This window comes from Streptomyces sp. NBC_00820 (assembly GCF_036347055.1).
Classification (GTDB): domain Bacteria; phylum Actinomycetota; class Actinomycetes; order Streptomycetales; family Streptomycetaceae; genus Streptomyces.
This window is the reverse complement of record NZ_CP108882.1, coordinates 4445411-4459101: the sequence shown is the minus strand read 5'-3', so window position 1 is coordinate 4459101 and position 13691 is coordinate 4445411. Positions and strand designations below refer to the sequence as shown.

Annotated in this window: 12 protein-coding genes; 4 read left to right on the top strand and 8 right to left on the bottom strand. The window is 71.4% G+C overall.

Translation table 11 applies throughout. The features are described from left to right. Window positions 1–351 precede the first annotated feature (351 nt). The 6 genes from OIB37_RS20155 to OIB37_RS20130 form a co-directional block, all read right to left on the bottom strand. Complete coding sequence (locus OIB37_RS20155) at window positions 352–1431, bottom strand: aspartate-semialdehyde dehydrogenase (protein ID WP_330459000.1); 1080 nt, start codon at window positions 1429–1431, stop codon at window positions 352–354. Next, the gene (locus OIB37_RS20150) at window positions 1431–2708 is read right to left on the bottom strand and encodes an aspartate kinase (RefSeq protein WP_330458999.1); all 1278 of its coding nucleotides are present in this window, start codon (window positions 2706–2708) and stop codon (window positions 1431–1433) included. The genes OIB37_RS20155 and OIB37_RS20150 overlap by 1 nt, the downstream gene beginning before the upstream one ends. A gap of 181 nt (window positions 2709–2889) precedes the next feature. Beyond that, window positions 2890–3336, bottom strand: a complete 447-nt coding sequence (locus OIB37_RS20145; protein WP_330458998.1) for an SsgA family sporulation/cell division regulator — start codon at window positions 3334–3336, stop codon at window positions 2890–2892. A gap of 135 nt (window positions 3337–3471) precedes the next feature. Then, the gene (locus tag OIB37_RS20140; RefSeq protein WP_330458997.1) at window positions 3472–4134 is read right to left on the bottom strand and encodes a DUF5063 domain-containing protein; all 663 of its coding nucleotides are present in this window, start codon (window positions 4132–4134) and stop codon (window positions 3472–3474) included. Continuing rightward, window positions 4127–4726 carry a recombination mediator RecR gene (gene recR, locus OIB37_RS20135; protein ID WP_330458996.1) on the bottom strand — a complete coding sequence of 200 codons (600 nt, stop codon included), beginning with the start codon at window positions 4724–4726 and terminating at the stop codon, window positions 4127–4129. Before recR ends, OIB37_RS20140 begins: the two co-directional genes overlap by 8 nt. 102 nt (window positions 4727–4828) lie before the next feature. After that, complete coding sequence (locus tag OIB37_RS20130; RefSeq protein WP_330458995.1) at window positions 4829–5170, bottom strand: YbaB/EbfC family nucleoid-associated protein; 342 nt, start codon at window positions 5168–5170, stop codon at window positions 4829–4831. A 392-nt stretch (window positions 5171–5562) separates the two neighbouring features. Here OIB37_RS20130 and OIB37_RS20125 point away from each other — a divergent pair, with 392 nt between their 5' ends. Continuing rightward, window positions 5563–6312: an SLATT domain-containing protein gene (locus tag OIB37_RS20125; RefSeq protein WP_330458994.1), complete on the top strand. Its 750-nt coding sequence runs from the start codon at window positions 5563–5565 to the stop codon at window positions 6310–6312. Between the two features lie 36 nt (window positions 6313–6348). Here OIB37_RS20125 and OIB37_RS20120 read toward each other — a convergent pair whose 3' ends face one another. Then, window positions 6349–8376 (bottom strand): serine/threonine-protein kinase, encoded by a 2028-nt coding sequence (locus OIB37_RS20120; RefSeq protein ID WP_330458993.1) that lies wholly within the window; start codon window positions 8374–8376, stop codon window positions 6349–6351. 301 nt (window positions 8377–8677) lie between these two features. Between OIB37_RS20120 and OIB37_RS20115 the strand changes: the two genes are divergently transcribed. From OIB37_RS20115 to OIB37_RS20105, 3 genes are all read left to right on the top strand, one after another. Then, a complete protein-coding gene (locus OIB37_RS20115; protein WP_330458992.1) occupies window positions 8678–10033 on the top strand; it encodes an aspartate aminotransferase family protein in 1356 nt (451 codons plus the stop codon). Between the two features lie 112 nt (window positions 10034–10145). Next, window positions 10146–10838 carry a GntR family transcriptional regulator gene (locus OIB37_RS20110; protein WP_330458991.1) on the top strand — a complete coding sequence of 231 codons (693 nt, stop codon included), beginning with the start codon at window positions 10146–10148 and terminating at the stop codon, window positions 10836–10838. A 241-nt stretch (window positions 10839–11079) separates the two neighbouring features. Next, window positions 11080–11730, top strand: coding sequence for a hypothetical protein (locus OIB37_RS20105; protein WP_330458990.1), 651 nt, complete (start codon window positions 11080–11082; stop codon window positions 11728–11730). Between the two features lie 52 nt (window positions 11731–11782). Here the strand turns inward: OIB37_RS20105 and OIB37_RS20100 are convergent, their stop codons facing one another. After that, window positions 11783–13600, bottom strand: coding sequence for a bifunctional metallophosphatase/5'-nucleotidase (locus OIB37_RS20100; RefSeq protein WP_330458989.1), 1818 nt, complete (start codon window positions 13598–13600; stop codon window positions 11783–11785). Between the last annotated feature and the right edge of the window lie 91 nt (window positions 13601–13691).

Genomic DNA, 13691 nt, shown 5'->3' with positions numbered 1-13691 from the left:
TTGGGGGAGAGCTCAAGTACCTCTGCCACGCCTGTTTGACACGTCTGACCCCGTGAAGGTTGTACGTGCCGGGCATCACACATGCGACAACCGACGATGTCTCAAATGCCGTCATGGGCCCCGCTCTTCCCCTATGTCCCTAAGTGAACGGGCGCCCCCACGCCCCCGGCCACGGCGTCTCGCGGCAGGACCTCACGCCCCGGACCCCGTCAGGGTGTCCGCAAAGACGCTCCCCGCCCTGCACGCGGTTGCGGAGAGCGGGGAGGAAAATCCTCTGCTGCCGTGGAGCCGGGTACAAGTGTTTTTGATCATGCTTCCGGCCACGGTTCTTAAAAGAATCCTACAAACTTCCTACACAGAGGGGGTTTGACCGGCTGTGATCTCCGTCGCGACCAACTCGGCGATCTGGGCGGTGTTGAGGGCCGCGCCCTTGCGCAGGTTGTCGCCGCACACGAAGAGTTCGAGCGCGGTCGGGTCGTCCAGCGCCCGGCGCACCCGGCCGACCCAGGTCGGATCGGTGCCCACCACATCGGCGGGGGTGGGGAATTCACCGGCCGCCGGGTCGTCGCACAGGACCACCCCGGGCGCGGTGGCGAGGATCTCGCGGGCACCGTCGACGGTGACCTCGCCCTGGAAGCGCGCGTGGACGGTCAGCGAGTGCGTGGTGACCACCGGGACCCGCACGCAGGTCACGGCGATCGGCAGCGCCGGCAGTCCGAGGATCTTGCGGGACTCGTCCCGCACCTTCATCTCCTCCGACGACCAGCCGTCCTCCCGCAGCGATCCGGCCCAGGGGACGACGTTCAGCGCGACCGGATCCGGGAAGGGCCCGGTGTTCTCCCCCACGGCCCGCCGTACGTCACCGGGACTGGTCCCCAGTTCGGTGCCGGCCACCAGGGACAGCTGGGCGCGCAGCGTCTCCACGCCGGCCCGCCCGGCCCCGCTGACGGCCTGGTACGACGACACCACCAGCTCGCGCAGCCCGAACTCGGCGTGCAGCGCGCCCAGGGCGACGATCATCGACAGGGTCGTGCAGTTGGGGTTGGCGACGATCCCGCGCGGACGGGCGCGCACCGCATGCGCGTTGACCTCCGGGACGACGAGCGGGACGTCCGCTTCCATGCGGAAGGCGGCCGAGTTGTCGACCACGACCGCGCCACGGGAGACGGCGACCGGCGCCCACTGCGCGGCGACCTCGTCGGGCACGTCGAACATCGCGACGTCGACGCCGTCGAAGGCCTCCGCGGTCAGCGCCACCACCTCGACCTCCTCCCCGCGCACGGCCAGCTTGCGGCCGGCCGAGCGCGGGGAGGCGATCAGACGGATCTCGCCCCAGACGTCCGCCCGTTGGGACAGGATCTGGAGCATGACCGCGCCGACGGCTCCGGTCGCTCCCACGACCGCGAGCGTCGGCCTGCGGGTCGGTGCCATCAGCGGCCAGTGCCTCCGTAGACCACGGCCTCGTCGGTGTCCGAGTCGAGCCCGAAGGCGGTGTGCACGGCGCGCACGGCCTCGGGGACGTCGTCGGCGCGGGTGACGACCGAGATGCGGATCTCGGAGGTCGAGATCAGCTCGATGTTCACACCGGCGTTGCTGAGCGCCTCGAAGAAGGCCGCGGTGACACCGGGGTTGGTCTTCATGCCGGCGCCGACCAGCGAGATCTTGCCGATCTGGTCGTCGTAGCGCAGCGAGTCGAAGCCGATGCCGCCCCGGTTCCGCTCCAGCGCGTCGATGGCCTTGCGGCCCTCGGTCTTCGGCAGCGTGAAGGAGATGTCGGTCAGGCCCGTGGACGCGGCCGACACGTTCTGCACGACCATGTCGATGTTGATCTGGGCGTCGGCGATGGCGCGGAAGATCGCGGCGGCCTCGCCCGGCTTGTCCGGCACGCCGACGACCGTGATCTTGGCCTCGGAGGTGTCGTGCGCGACACCGGAGATGATGGCCTGCTCCACCTGCTTGTCCCTTCGCTGAATGGGCTCGCTGCTGACCCACGTGCCCTGCAGCCCGCTGAAGGAGGAGCGGACGTGGATCGGGATGTTGTACCGCCGGGCGTACTCCACACAGCGGTGGAGCAGCACCTTGGAGCCGGAGGCCGCGAGTTCCAGCATGTCCTCGAAGGAGATCCAGTCGATCTTCTTCGCCTTCTTCACCACGCGCGGGTCGGCGGTGAACACGCCGTCGACGTCGGTGTAGATCTCGCAGACCTCGGCGTCGAGGGCGGCGGCGAGGGCCACGGCCGTGGTGTCGGACCCGCCGCGCCCCAGCGTGGTGATGTCCTTCTTGTCGGCGCTGACGCCCTGGAAGCCAGCGACGATCGCGATGTTGCCCTCGTCGAGGGCGGTCCGGATACGGCCGGGCGTGACGTCGATGATCCGGGCTTTGTTGTGGACCGAGTCGGTGATGACGCCTGCCTGGCTACCGGTGAACGACTGGGCCTCGTGGCCCAGGTTTTTGATCGCCATGGCCAGCAGGGCCATGGAGATACGCTCTCCCGCGGTCAGCAGCATGTCGAACTCCCGGCCCGCAGGCATCGGGGATACCTGCTCGGCGAGATCGATCAGCTCGTCCGTCGTGTCGCCCATCGCGGAGACCACGACAACCACCTGGTTGCCGTTCTTCTTGGCTTCCACGATCCGCTTGGCGACGCGCTTGATGCCCTCGGCATCGGCTACGGAGGAGCCTCCGTACTTCTGCACGACAAGGCCCACGTGCGCTCCTCGCTCGGTTCGTTTATGTCGGCTCAGTCTATCGAGCGTCCGAAATCCGCCGCCCTGCTCCCGCATGGTGAGACATCGGACGCTCGCCCCCGAACCTGCCCAGCGCACCGCCCACCACGCGGAAAGTGCCCTGGCTCACAACGCCGACCCGTCAGCTCACAACGCCGGCCGGTCAGCTCGCCCGGCGGCCGTACAGCTCCGCCACACCGTCGTCGAGGACCGCGTCCACCGTCTCCTCCTCCGGGGCGACCACCGAGTACGTGCGCAGCAGGAAGCGGTGCAGGACGGCCGTGTCGAAGCGGAGGGCGGCCGTGCCGTGCGCGGTGCGCAGCTCGACGAGCGTGCCGTCCGTACCGTCCGTGCCGTACGGCCGCACCCGGACGGCCCCGGGACCGGCCGGCGCCACCAGCCCCTCCGCGAGCAGCCCCCGGGCGAACGTCCACGACGTGACCTCGCCGTCGGCCGTGACATGGGCCGGGAAGTCGATGTGCACGGCGAGCGGGTCGCCGGCCGCGTAGCGCAGGGTCAGGGGGATGGACCGCCCCCGTCCGGAGGCGGTGACCAGGCGGGCGCCGGCGGGCTGCTCCAGGGTGACGTGGGGGAGGCTGGGGACGAACATGATCGAGCTCCGAATCAGGAGAGGCGCCGGCCGGGGCTGTGGCCGTCAAGCAGTTGAGAGGGCGGTCCTGCCCACTCATTACGCCGTTCCCGCTCTTCGCTTATGTGATCTGAGTCACCCTGTTCGCCGGGGGTGCTACTGCTTCGCCGGGCGCATGCCCAGCGGTCCGCAGATCTCCTCCGCCATGACCCGGCCCGCCTCGACCTCCAGGGTCTCGTCACCCGCCGCCTGGTCGGTGTCGAGGCCGTCCAGCTCCTCCAGGGGCTGGTTGAGGCGGACGTGGATGAGCACCGACTGCAGGGCACGCAGGACCGCGGAGGCGGTGGGGCCCCAGTTGGAGAAGTAGGAGAACTGCCACCACCACAGGGCCTCCGTGGTGCGGCCCGCGCGGTAGTGGACCATGCCGTGACGCAGGTCGGTGCTGACGTCCGCGAGGTCGTCGGAGATCCGGGCCGGCACCGGCGCCGTGCGGGGCGCGTAGGGGTCGAAGACCTCGAAGTAGACGTCGACCGGCTCCAGCAGGCGGACCAGGTTCTCGCGCAGCTCGTCGACGTCCGGCTCGGGCCCCGGATCGGGCTCGTAGCGCTCGTCGGGGACGATGTCCTCGTGCGCGCCCAGACGCCCGCCGGCCAGCAGCAGCTGGGAGACCTCCAGGAGGAGGAAGGGAACGGTCGAGCCGGGCTCGTCCCCCTTCGCCACCTCCGTGACGGCCACCAGGAAGCTCTCGATCTGGTCCGCGATCTGGACCGCGAAGTCGTCCGGGTTCTGCGTCGTGGCGTGCAGCGTGGCGTCAGACATCTAGGAGTCGTCTCCCCTCGAAGGCGCGGCCGAGGGTGACCTCGTCCGCGTATTCCAGGTCGCCACCCACCGGGAGGCCGCTGGCCAGGCGGGTGACCTTCAGGCCCATGGGCTTGATCATGCGAGCGAGGTACGTCGCCGTCGCCTCGCCCTCGAGATTGGGGTCCGTGGCCAGGATCAGCTCGGTGACCGTGCCGTCGGCCAGCCGGGCCAGCAGCTCCCTTATCCGCAGGTCGTCCGGGCCCACACCCTCGATCGGGCTGATCGCGCCGCCCAGCACGTGGTAGCGCCCCCGGAACTCCCGGGTGCGCTCGACCGCCACGACGTCCTTCGGCTCCTCGACCACACAGATGACCGTCGGGTCGCGGCGCGGGTCGCGGCAGATCGTGCACAGCTCTTCCTGTGCCACGTTGCCGCAGGTCGCGCAGAAGCGGACCTTCGCCTTCACCTCCAGGAGGGCCTGCGCGAGCCGCTTCACGTCCGTCGGCTCCGCCTGCAGGATGTGGAAGGCGATCCGCTGCGCGCTCTTGGGACCGACGCCGGGAAGCCGCCCCAGCTCGTCGATGAGGTCCTGGACCACGCCTTCGTACAACGGACTGCCCTTCCTGGAGACCTTTCGGTACGTACGGTAGTCGGCTGCCGCCTTTCCTAGGAAGGCGGTGCGGGGATCGCGCCGGTGACGAACGTCAGAACGTCAGAACGGCAGGCCGGGGATGCCGCCGCCGCCCAGGCCCTGCGCCAGCGGGCCGAGCTTCTGCTGCTGGAGCGCCTGCGCGTTCTCGTTGGCCGCGTGCACGGCCGCGACGATCAGGTCGGCGAGGGTCTCGGTGTCCTCGGGGTCCACCGCCTTCGGGTCGATCTTCAGCGCGCGCAGCTCGCCGGCGCCGGTCACGGTGGCCTGCACCAGGCCGCCGCCCGCCTGACCGTCGACCTCCGTGTTCGCCAGTTCCTCCTGCGCCCGCTGAAGGTCCTGCTGCATCTTCTGGGCCTGCTGGAGCAACTGCTGCATGTTGGGCTGGCCACCACCGGGAATCACGATCAGCTCCTGGTTCTTCGTGTGCTCTGTCGCTCCGGATCGCGCCGGGTCGCCCTCGGGCGCTCCGGTGTCGCTTCTCCGCTGTGCATGAGCCTACGTGGTCTGCGCGGCCATCGCCCCGCCACTCTTTCGAGTGAGAACGTCAGCAGCCCTATACCTGATCAAGGCCTACTTCCGGGCGGAAAAGTCGGGAAAGCTACCTCTTCGCCACCCATTGGGCGGTAGGAAGGGTGCCGCACGTCGGCATGGAATGTCACGCTATGTGACCGTCTCGTGGTGACCGGTTCGCGTCCAGCGCCGTGTCCCGTGCCGTGTCCGTCCAGTGTCGTGATCGGCGTCGAGTTCGGCGTCGTGTTCATGTGTTCGGTGTCGTGTTCACAAGGGAGTGCCGGGTGGGTCAGCCGGAGATGCAGCCCGAGGGTCCGCCTCAGGACGGGTGGGGCGAGGGCGCGGCCGGGCTGCGGCCGGGCGATCTGACCGGGCGGGCCTTCCCGCTCGGCGACTGGGGCGAGCCGGCCGAACGGCTGGACGAGCTGTACCGGTGGGTGGAGGACGGGGCGCTGCGGACGGCGGCCTGGTACCTGACGGACCGGGTGTGGAAGCGGCGCGGAGCGCGGGCGCTGCGGGCCGGTGCGGCGGCCGGCGCGGTCTGCGGGGCCTCGCTGCCGCTGCTGGACCTCACCGGGGTCGTCGGCGGGGTCGCGCCCTGGGGCTATCTGGCCCTGATGCTCGCGGTGGCGTGCGTGGGCGTCGACCGCTTCTTCGGCGTCACCTCCGGCTGGATAAGGGACGTGGCCACCGCGCAGGCCGTGCAGCGGCGGCTGCAGGCGTTGCAGTTCGACTGGGCGTCGGAGTGCGTGCGGGAGGTGCTGGGGCCGGCCGAGGGCACCGCGAGCGAGGCGACCGAGCGGTGCCTCGGGGTGCTGCGGCGCTTCTCCGAGGACGTCACCGAGCTGGTGCGGATGGAGACGGCCGACTGGATGGTGGAGTTCCGCACGGGGTGCGCGCCGCTGGGGATCCAGGCGGCGGTGTCGTCCGGGGTGCGGGCGGAGTCCTCCGGTCCCGCGGGCCGCCTTCCGCTGCCCCCGGCGAACGGCACCCGTCCGAACATGCCCAGGCAACGGCCACCGGAGCCCCGGTAGGCGGTACCGACGGCGCCGGCGGCCCGGTCCGGGGCCTCACCGCCTGCTGTACGTCAGGCTCTCCGCGCCGCTCCGCTTCGCCCGCTTGAGCCTGCCGTCCGGCTGCAGTGTCACCTCGGTGGCCTCGCCCGGGGAGCAGGAGGAGGCCGGCGCGCCGGAGACCACGGTCGACGGCCCCATCTCCAGCGGCCCGTTCCCGGCCGGCGCTTCGGCGAGCTTCGCCTCGAACACGCAGTGGTAGGACCCGCCGCCGTCGGTGGGCCCGTCGGCGACGAGCGTGAGCACCGTGTCCCCGGCCTTGCCCTGGGCGATGGTCAGCTTCCGCGTGTTGGCCCCGCCGTCGTTGTCGATGCTGGTCTCCCAGGTGCCGAGATAGGCGGCCGGGATCACCCCGCCGGCGGGCGGGGACGCGGAGCCCGACGCGGAGGCGTCGGGGGTGGCCGGAGCGGACGCCCCGGAGGCCGTCGACGCGCTCGCCCCGCCGCCGGTCGCGGGGGCGCCGCCACGCGTGCCCGTGTCCTTGCCCCCGTGGCTCAGCAGCGCGTAGACGGAACCCCCGGCCCCCAGCGCCACGACCAGCGCGATCACGACGAGCAGCACGGTGGACCGCCCGTTCCCCCGTTCCCCCGTTCCCGCCGGCGGCGGCCCGTAGGACGGAGGGACGTACGACTGCGGCGGATACCCGTACCCGGCCGGAGCCTGGGCCTGAGCCTGGGGGTAGGTCTGGGGATGGTGCTGCGGATACCCGTACCCCGGGGGCGCCCCGGGCGGCGTGGCCTGCCCCGTCCCCCACGTCGGTACGTACGCGTCCGCCCCCGGCGTGGCGGGCCCGGCCCCTCCGTCGGCGACAGCGGCATGCTCGGCCCCCGCCGAACCGGCACCGGCCGCGTCCCCCCACCCAGGACGACCCGCACCCGACGACGGCACGTCCACCGGCCCGGGACGACCCGCACCCGACGACGAAACCGCCGCGGATGGCGCGGGCGGTACGGGCGGTGCGAGCGGTGCGGGCGGGAACCCGGCCGAAGGCACGGTGCTCACCCCAGAACCCGCACCCTCCCCCACCACCGCAACCGAATCCGCCCCCACAACCGAACCCGAACCCGCCCCAGCACCCGCACCCGCACCCGCGGAGTCCCCGCCCTCCGGGTCCTCCACCTCCAGCAGCCCCACCGCGTGCCGCCCCAGCTGCGCGACCAGCGCCCCCGGCAGCCAGGGGTCCCGGGCCCGCCCGTCGGAGACGGTCTGCTCCGCCCCCACCCGCTCCAGCAGGACATCCAACGAGGGCCGGGCGGCGGGGTCCTTGCGCAGGCACTCCCGCACGAGGTCGGCGATCCCCTCCGGCACCCCCGTCAGATCCGGCTCCTCCTGCGCGATCCGGAACATCAACGCGTGCACCCCGCTGCTCACGTCCCCGAAGGGCAGCACACCGGTGGCCGCGTAAGCCAGCACGGACCCCAGACAGAACACGTCGCACGCCGGCGTGACGCGATCCCCGCGCACCTGCTCCGGCGCCATGAACCCGGGCGACCCCACCAGCGATCCGGTGACGGTCAGCCCCTCCCCCGCCACCGTCTCCAGCGCCCGCGCGATCCCGAAGTCGATCACCCGCGGCCCGTCGATGGTCACCAGCACGTTGGACGGCTTCAGATCCCGGTGCACGATCCCCGCCGCGTGGACGTCCTTCAGCGCGTGCGCGAGCCCGGCCGCGAGAATCCGTACCGACCGCTCGGGCAGCGCCCCGTGATCGTGCCCGACGACCTGCTGGAGGCTCGGCCCGGCCACGTACCCGGTGGCCACCCAGGGCACCGGCGCCTCGGTGTCCGCGTCGAGCACGGGCGCGGTCCAGTACCCGCCGACACGTCGCGCGGCCCCCACCTCCCGCCGGAACCGCGCCCGGAACTCCTCCTGCTGCGCGAGTTCCCGCCGCACCAGTTTCACGGCGACGGTACGGCCCCGGTCCGAGCGGGCCAGATACACGTTCCCCATGCCGCCCGAGCCCAGCCGCGCCAGCAGCCGGTACCCGCCGATACGCTGCGGATCTCCCGGTTCCAGCTTCTCCATGGCCGCCCCGCCTTCCCCCCAAGCGCGCACCCCCGCACGCGCAAAACCCTGTGCACGCACCGGAATCGAGAATAGTGCGGCGGTGAGGGCCGTGGCCCGCGCCCTGATCGACGGTTCCGTAACGGCGCCCGGCGCCGCCGTGCCGCGCACACCACGCCCGAAGCCGCCGTACCGCGCGCACCACGCCCGCCGCACCCGGCGCCACGCGGTCCCACGCTCGACAGTCTGTCGCGCATTCCCGCCGCCCAGGGAACAGGACGCCGATGTCGCACCCGTCTCCCGGACATCTACGCTCGGCCGCATGACCCCTCAGCCCAACCCCGAAGCCGGTGCCGCGGTGAAGGCCGCGGACCGCGCCCACGTCTTCCACTCCTGGTCCGCGCAGGACCTCATCGACCCGCTCGCCGTCGCCGGCGCGGAGGGGTCGTACTTCTGGGACTACGACGGCAAGCGGTATCTGGACTTCACCAGCGGGCTCGTCTTCACCAACATCGGCTACCAGCACCCGAAGGTCGTCGCGGCGATCCAGGAGCAGGCCGCGAAGATGACGACGTTCGCGCCGGCGTTCGCCGTCGAGGCACGCTCGGAGGCGGCCCGGCTGATCGCCGAGCGGACGCCCGGTGACCTGGACAAGATCTTCTTCACCAACGGCGGCGCGGACGCCGTGGAGCACGCCGTGCGCATGGCGCGGCTGCACACGGGCCGCCCGAAGGTGCTGTCGGCCTACCGCTCGTACCACGGCGGTACGCAGCAGGCGGTGAACATCACCGGCGACCCGCGCCGCTGGCCCTCCGACAGCGGCAGCGCCGGCGTCGTCCACTTCTGGGCGCCCTTCCTCTACCGCTCCCGCTTCTACGCCGAGACCGAGGAGCAGGAGACCGCGCGGGCGCTGGAGCACCTGGAGACGACGATCGCCTTCGAGGGGCCCGGCACGGTCGCGGCGATCATCCTGGAGACCATCCCGGGCACCGCCGGGATCATGATCCCGCCGCCCGGCTACCTGGCCGGCGTCCGGGAGATCTGCGACAAGTACGGGATCGTCTTCGTCCTGGACGAGGTCATGGCGGGCTTCGGGCGCACCGGTGAGTGGTTCGCGGCCGACCTGTCCGGTGTCGTCCCCGACCTGATGACCTTCGCCAAGGGCGTGAACTCCGGTTACGTGCCGCTCGGCGGTGTCGCGATCTCGCAGCGGATCGCGGAGACCTTCGGCAAGCGGCCGTACCCCGGCGGCCTGACCTACTCCGGTCACCCGCTGGCCTGCGCCGCCGCGGTCGCCACGATCGACGTGATGGCCGAGGAGGGCGTGGTGGAGAACGCCAAGCTGCTCGGCGAGACGGTCCTCGGACCGGGCCTCGCCGCGCTGGCCGAGCGGCACCCCAGCGTCGGCGAGGTCCGCGGAGTCGGCATGTTCTGGGCGCTGGAGCTGGTGAGGAACCGGGAGACCCGCGAGCCGCTGGTCCCCTACAACGCGGCCGGCGAGGCGAACGCCCCGATGGCCGCGTTCGCGGCGGCCGCCAAGAAGCACGGCGTCTGGCCCTTCGTGAACATGAACCGCACCCACGTGGTGCCGCCGTGCAACGCGACGGAGGCCGAGCTGAAGGAGGGTCTCGCGGCTCTGGACGCGGCCCTGAGCGCCGCCGACGAGCACACGGCGTAAACCGGCACCACGGCTGCCGCCGGGTAGGCATGAACGCGTAAGGTGACGTGCTCGTAAAGATGTGCGCGTACGTACGAGTACGTCACCCCCACGCATGAGGAGACCCCGGACCATGCCCGGCAACGGCGCCGTGACGCGCAGCACCCTGCGTCAGCAGATCGCGGACGCGCTGCGGGACGAGGTGCTGGCGGGGCGGCTCAGGCCGGGCCGGGCGTTCACCGTCAAGGAGATCGCCGACCAGTACGGCGTCTCCGCGACCCCGGTCCGCGAGGCGCTGGTCGACCTGTCCGCGCAGGGCATCCTGGAGGCCGATCAGCACCGCGGCTTCAGCGTCCCCGAGTACTCCCCCGCGGACTACCGGGGCATGATCGCGGCCCGCAGCCTGGTCACCGACGGCATGTTCCAGTCGCTCACCGCCGGCCACCCGGCCTTCGCCGACAGCGCGGACCCGCGGACGGCCGCCGCGCTCGCCACCGTCCGCCGGCGCGGCGAGGAGGCCCAGCGGGCCGCCGCGGCCGGTGACCTCGGCGTGCTCGTCGGCTACGACCTGCGCTTCTGGCGCGAGTTGAGCTGTCTGTTCGGCAACCCCTACCTCGCCGACTTCCTGCACCGGCTGCGCCTGCGGTCCTGGGTGTGCGCGGTCCAGCACCTGCGCCGGCTGCCCGACGTGCGCGGCCGGCTGTGGGCCGAACACACCGCGCTGGTCGACGCGCTGGCCCACCGCGAGTACGAGGCCGCCCGGGGGATCGTCGCCGCCGCCAACGCCCACTCCCTGGAGCTGATCGAGCGGCTGGCCGCGGGTTAGGGCCTCTCTTCCGGATCTTGCCGGGGTCGCGGTCGGCCAGAGAAGGCGCCGCAGACCGGAGCCGGCCTGATCCGGAAAAAAAGACCCTAGGTCCCGCCTCGCGGATCCCGGCGGGCGAAGGGCGCACGAAAAGCGCACAAGGTGTGCACAAGGGGAGCTGACCCGGTCCCGTACCGACTACGCTTTCTGACCACCGCTGTGCGTGAAGGCACGGCACGCATACCGATGCGAGGAGCCCTCTTTGGCCTGCGACCTGTGGCTGGTACCGCTCGTCGACGTGTTGTGCCACACCCCGGACAACCCGTTCGCCGAGGAACTCGCGCACTACAACAACGCGCTGGCCTCGGCCGGCCTCCCGCCGGTGCCGGTGTACCAGTACATGCCGGGCCTGTCCGGCGAGGTCGCCCCGGTGGCCGGTTTCGACTACGACGCGCTGCACTTCCTGCGCCGGGCCTACCTGCTCCAGGTCTGCGGGCTGCCCGTCACCCCGGTGGACGAACTCGGCGGCGACTACGAGCAGTTGCTGGAGATGTTCGAGTCCACGGCCCAGCAGTCGCACCTGGTCTGGCACTACGACCACGCGGGCGCGTACGTCCCCGTCGACTTCCCGGCGCCCCTCTCCAACGACGAACTCCTGGCGGGCGGGGGCCCCTTGGGCTCGTCCCACGCCCTGCTGCGCGAACTGGAGTACGTCGCCGCGTCGATCGGCATCGACGCGGCGAACCCCCCGGCCGCGCCCGCGCCGCCGGCCGCGCCCACCGAGCTGGAGGAGCCGGCCGTACCGGCGCCGTACGACCCCAGCCCCTTCGCCCGGGAACGGCACGTGTGGCTCGGTCTGCACGCGGCGGCGACGCGCTCGCTGGCGCAGGGCTCGATGATCGTGTTCAGCTGACGACGGGACGCGCCCGGCCGCTCGGGGAGCGTCCGGGCGCGCCTTCCCGCGGTCAGAACACCGGGGTGCCGTCCTGCGTGAGCCGCCAGTCCGTCACGGCGAAGTCCGCCGGGTCGAGGGACTTCTTCGCGGTCACGTAGTCGATCATCAGCTGGCGGATCTCGTTGGTCGAGCTGTAGGCGATGTCCGCCGAGGCCATGTGCGGATAGCCCGAACCGCCGTTGGCGCGGTAGTTGTTGACGGCGACGACGAAGACCTGGTCGTCGGCGACCGGGGCGCCCTCGTAGGTGAGGTTCGTGATGCGGGAGCCCTCGGGCCGGGCGATGTCGATGTCGTAGGAGACGCCCGCCGCCGTGTCGTACATGTAGTCCCAGAAGTTGTTGGCGCCTGTGAGCGTCGCGGTGTCGACCCGCGTGCCGGCCGGGACCTGGTGGTAGTACTTCGCCGCGTATTCGAGGTAGTCGCGCAGCTGGGCGCCCGTGAGCTTCTTGCCGTAGAGGGTGTTGTCGTAGATGTAGAGGCCGGCGATGTCCTTGATGGTCACGCTGCCCTGCGGGATGTCGGCCGTGCGGCTGAAGGGCGCGGCGACCGAGATGAGCGGCAGGGCCGCGTCGGCCGTGGACAGGCCCGCCTTCACGGTGTCCGCCTGGACCTTGTGGATGAAGTCCATGATGGGCACGTCCTTCCAGCAGGACTCCGCCGCGGAGAGGTCCTGGGTGCAGGTGCCGACCGCCGTGTTGACGTACTTCACGACCAGTTCGTGGTCGGCCTCCAGGAGCTTCCTGATCTCCGGGTCCTCTTCCGCGGAAGCGGGGTTGAGGGTCTGCGCCTTCTTGTCCGTGACGTGCCAGCGGCCGTGGCGCAGTTCGAGCTCGAAGTCGAAGACGCTGAGGCGGTAGCCCCAGCAGTACGGCTCGGAGAGGAGGACCTCCTCGCCGCTCTCCGCGTTCTTCACCGTGTACGACGGGACCTCCACGTGGGTGTGGCCCACGAGGATGGCGTCGATGCCGGGGACCTGTTCGGCGACGAGGTTGGAGGCGTTCTCGACGTAGGGGAGCGCGTCGCCGTAGGAGGAGGAGCCGTCCAGGCCGGAGTGGTCGGTCAGGAAGACGACGTCGCAGCCGAGCGCGCGCATCCGGGGCACGTACTTCCTCGCCTGCTCGACCAGGCCGGGGAAGACCATCTTCCCGTTGACGTTGTCCTTGTCCCAGAGGGCGATGCCGGGGTTGGTCAGGCCGAGGATGCCCACCTTGATGTCGGGCGCGCCGGGGACGCGGATGCGCTTCACGGTGTACGGCTCGAAGGCCGGCCGGAGCGTCTTCGCGTCCAGGGCGTTCGCGGCGAGCAGCGGGAAGCGGCACTGCTCCTCGAACTTGCGCAGCACCTCGATGCCGTAGTTGAACTCGTGGTTGCCGAGGGCGGCGGCGTCGTAGCGCATGTGGTTCATGGCGGCGGCCATGGGGTGGCGCGGGCCGCGCTTGCCGTCGGTGCCGGTGATCGGGTCGACGCGGGCGAAGTAGTAGGCGAGCGAGGTGCCCTGGATGATGTCGCCGGCGTCGACGAGCAGGACGCGGTCCTCGCCCTTGGCCGCGCGCTGCTGCTTGACGAGGGTGGCCACCCGGGCGACGCCCACGGAGTTGCCCGCCTTGTCGGTGTAGGCGGCGTCCTTGTAGTAGTCCCAGTCGAAGACGTGGCTGTGCAGGTCGGTGGTGCCCAGGATGGAGAACGACCAGGTGCGCGGCGCCTTTTCGGGGGTACGGCCGGCGGCCTCGGCGGTGGCGGTACCGAGCTGTCCTGCGGCGGCGACGGCGGCCGTGGTGACGGCCGACTTCTGCAGGAACGCGCGGCGGTCGAGGGGCGAGGTGGGCATACGGGCTCCCGGGAGACTGGAGTGGACGCGGGCAGAGGTCGCCATCGTGCGGGGGCTACCCGCGTAGATCGTGCTCGCGCCCATCGGCCGC

Excerpts from the sequence above, each read along its gene's own strand:
- OIB37_RS20110 (WP_330458991.1), top strand. The coding sequence starts at position 10,146 with ATGCCCGGCAACGGCGCCGTGACGCGCAGCACCCTGCGTCAGCAGATC.
- OIB37_RS20120 (WP_330458993.1), bottom strand. The coding sequence starts at position 8,376 with ATGGAGAAGCTGGAACCGGGAGATCCGCAGCGTATCGGCGGGTACCGG.
- OIB37_RS20100 (WP_330458989.1), bottom strand. The coding sequence starts at position 13,600 with ATGCCCACCTCGCCCCTCGACCGCCGCGCGTTCCTGCAGAAGTCGGCC.
- OIB37_RS20145 (WP_330458998.1), bottom strand. The coding sequence starts at position 3,336 with ATGTTCGTCCCCAGCCTCCCCCACGTCACCCTGGAGCAGCCCGCCGGC.
- OIB37_RS20155 (WP_330459000.1), bottom strand. The coding sequence starts at position 1,431 with ATGGCACCGACCCGCAGGCCGACGCTCGCGGTCGTGGGAGCGACCGGA.
- OIB37_RS20115 (WP_330458992.1), top strand. The coding sequence starts at position 8,678 with ATGACCCCTCAGCCCAACCCCGAAGCCGGTGCCGCGGTGAAGGCCGCG.
- OIB37_RS20140 (WP_330458997.1), bottom strand. The coding sequence starts at position 4,134 with ATGTCTGACGCCACGCTGCACGCCACGACGCAGAACCCGGACGACTTC.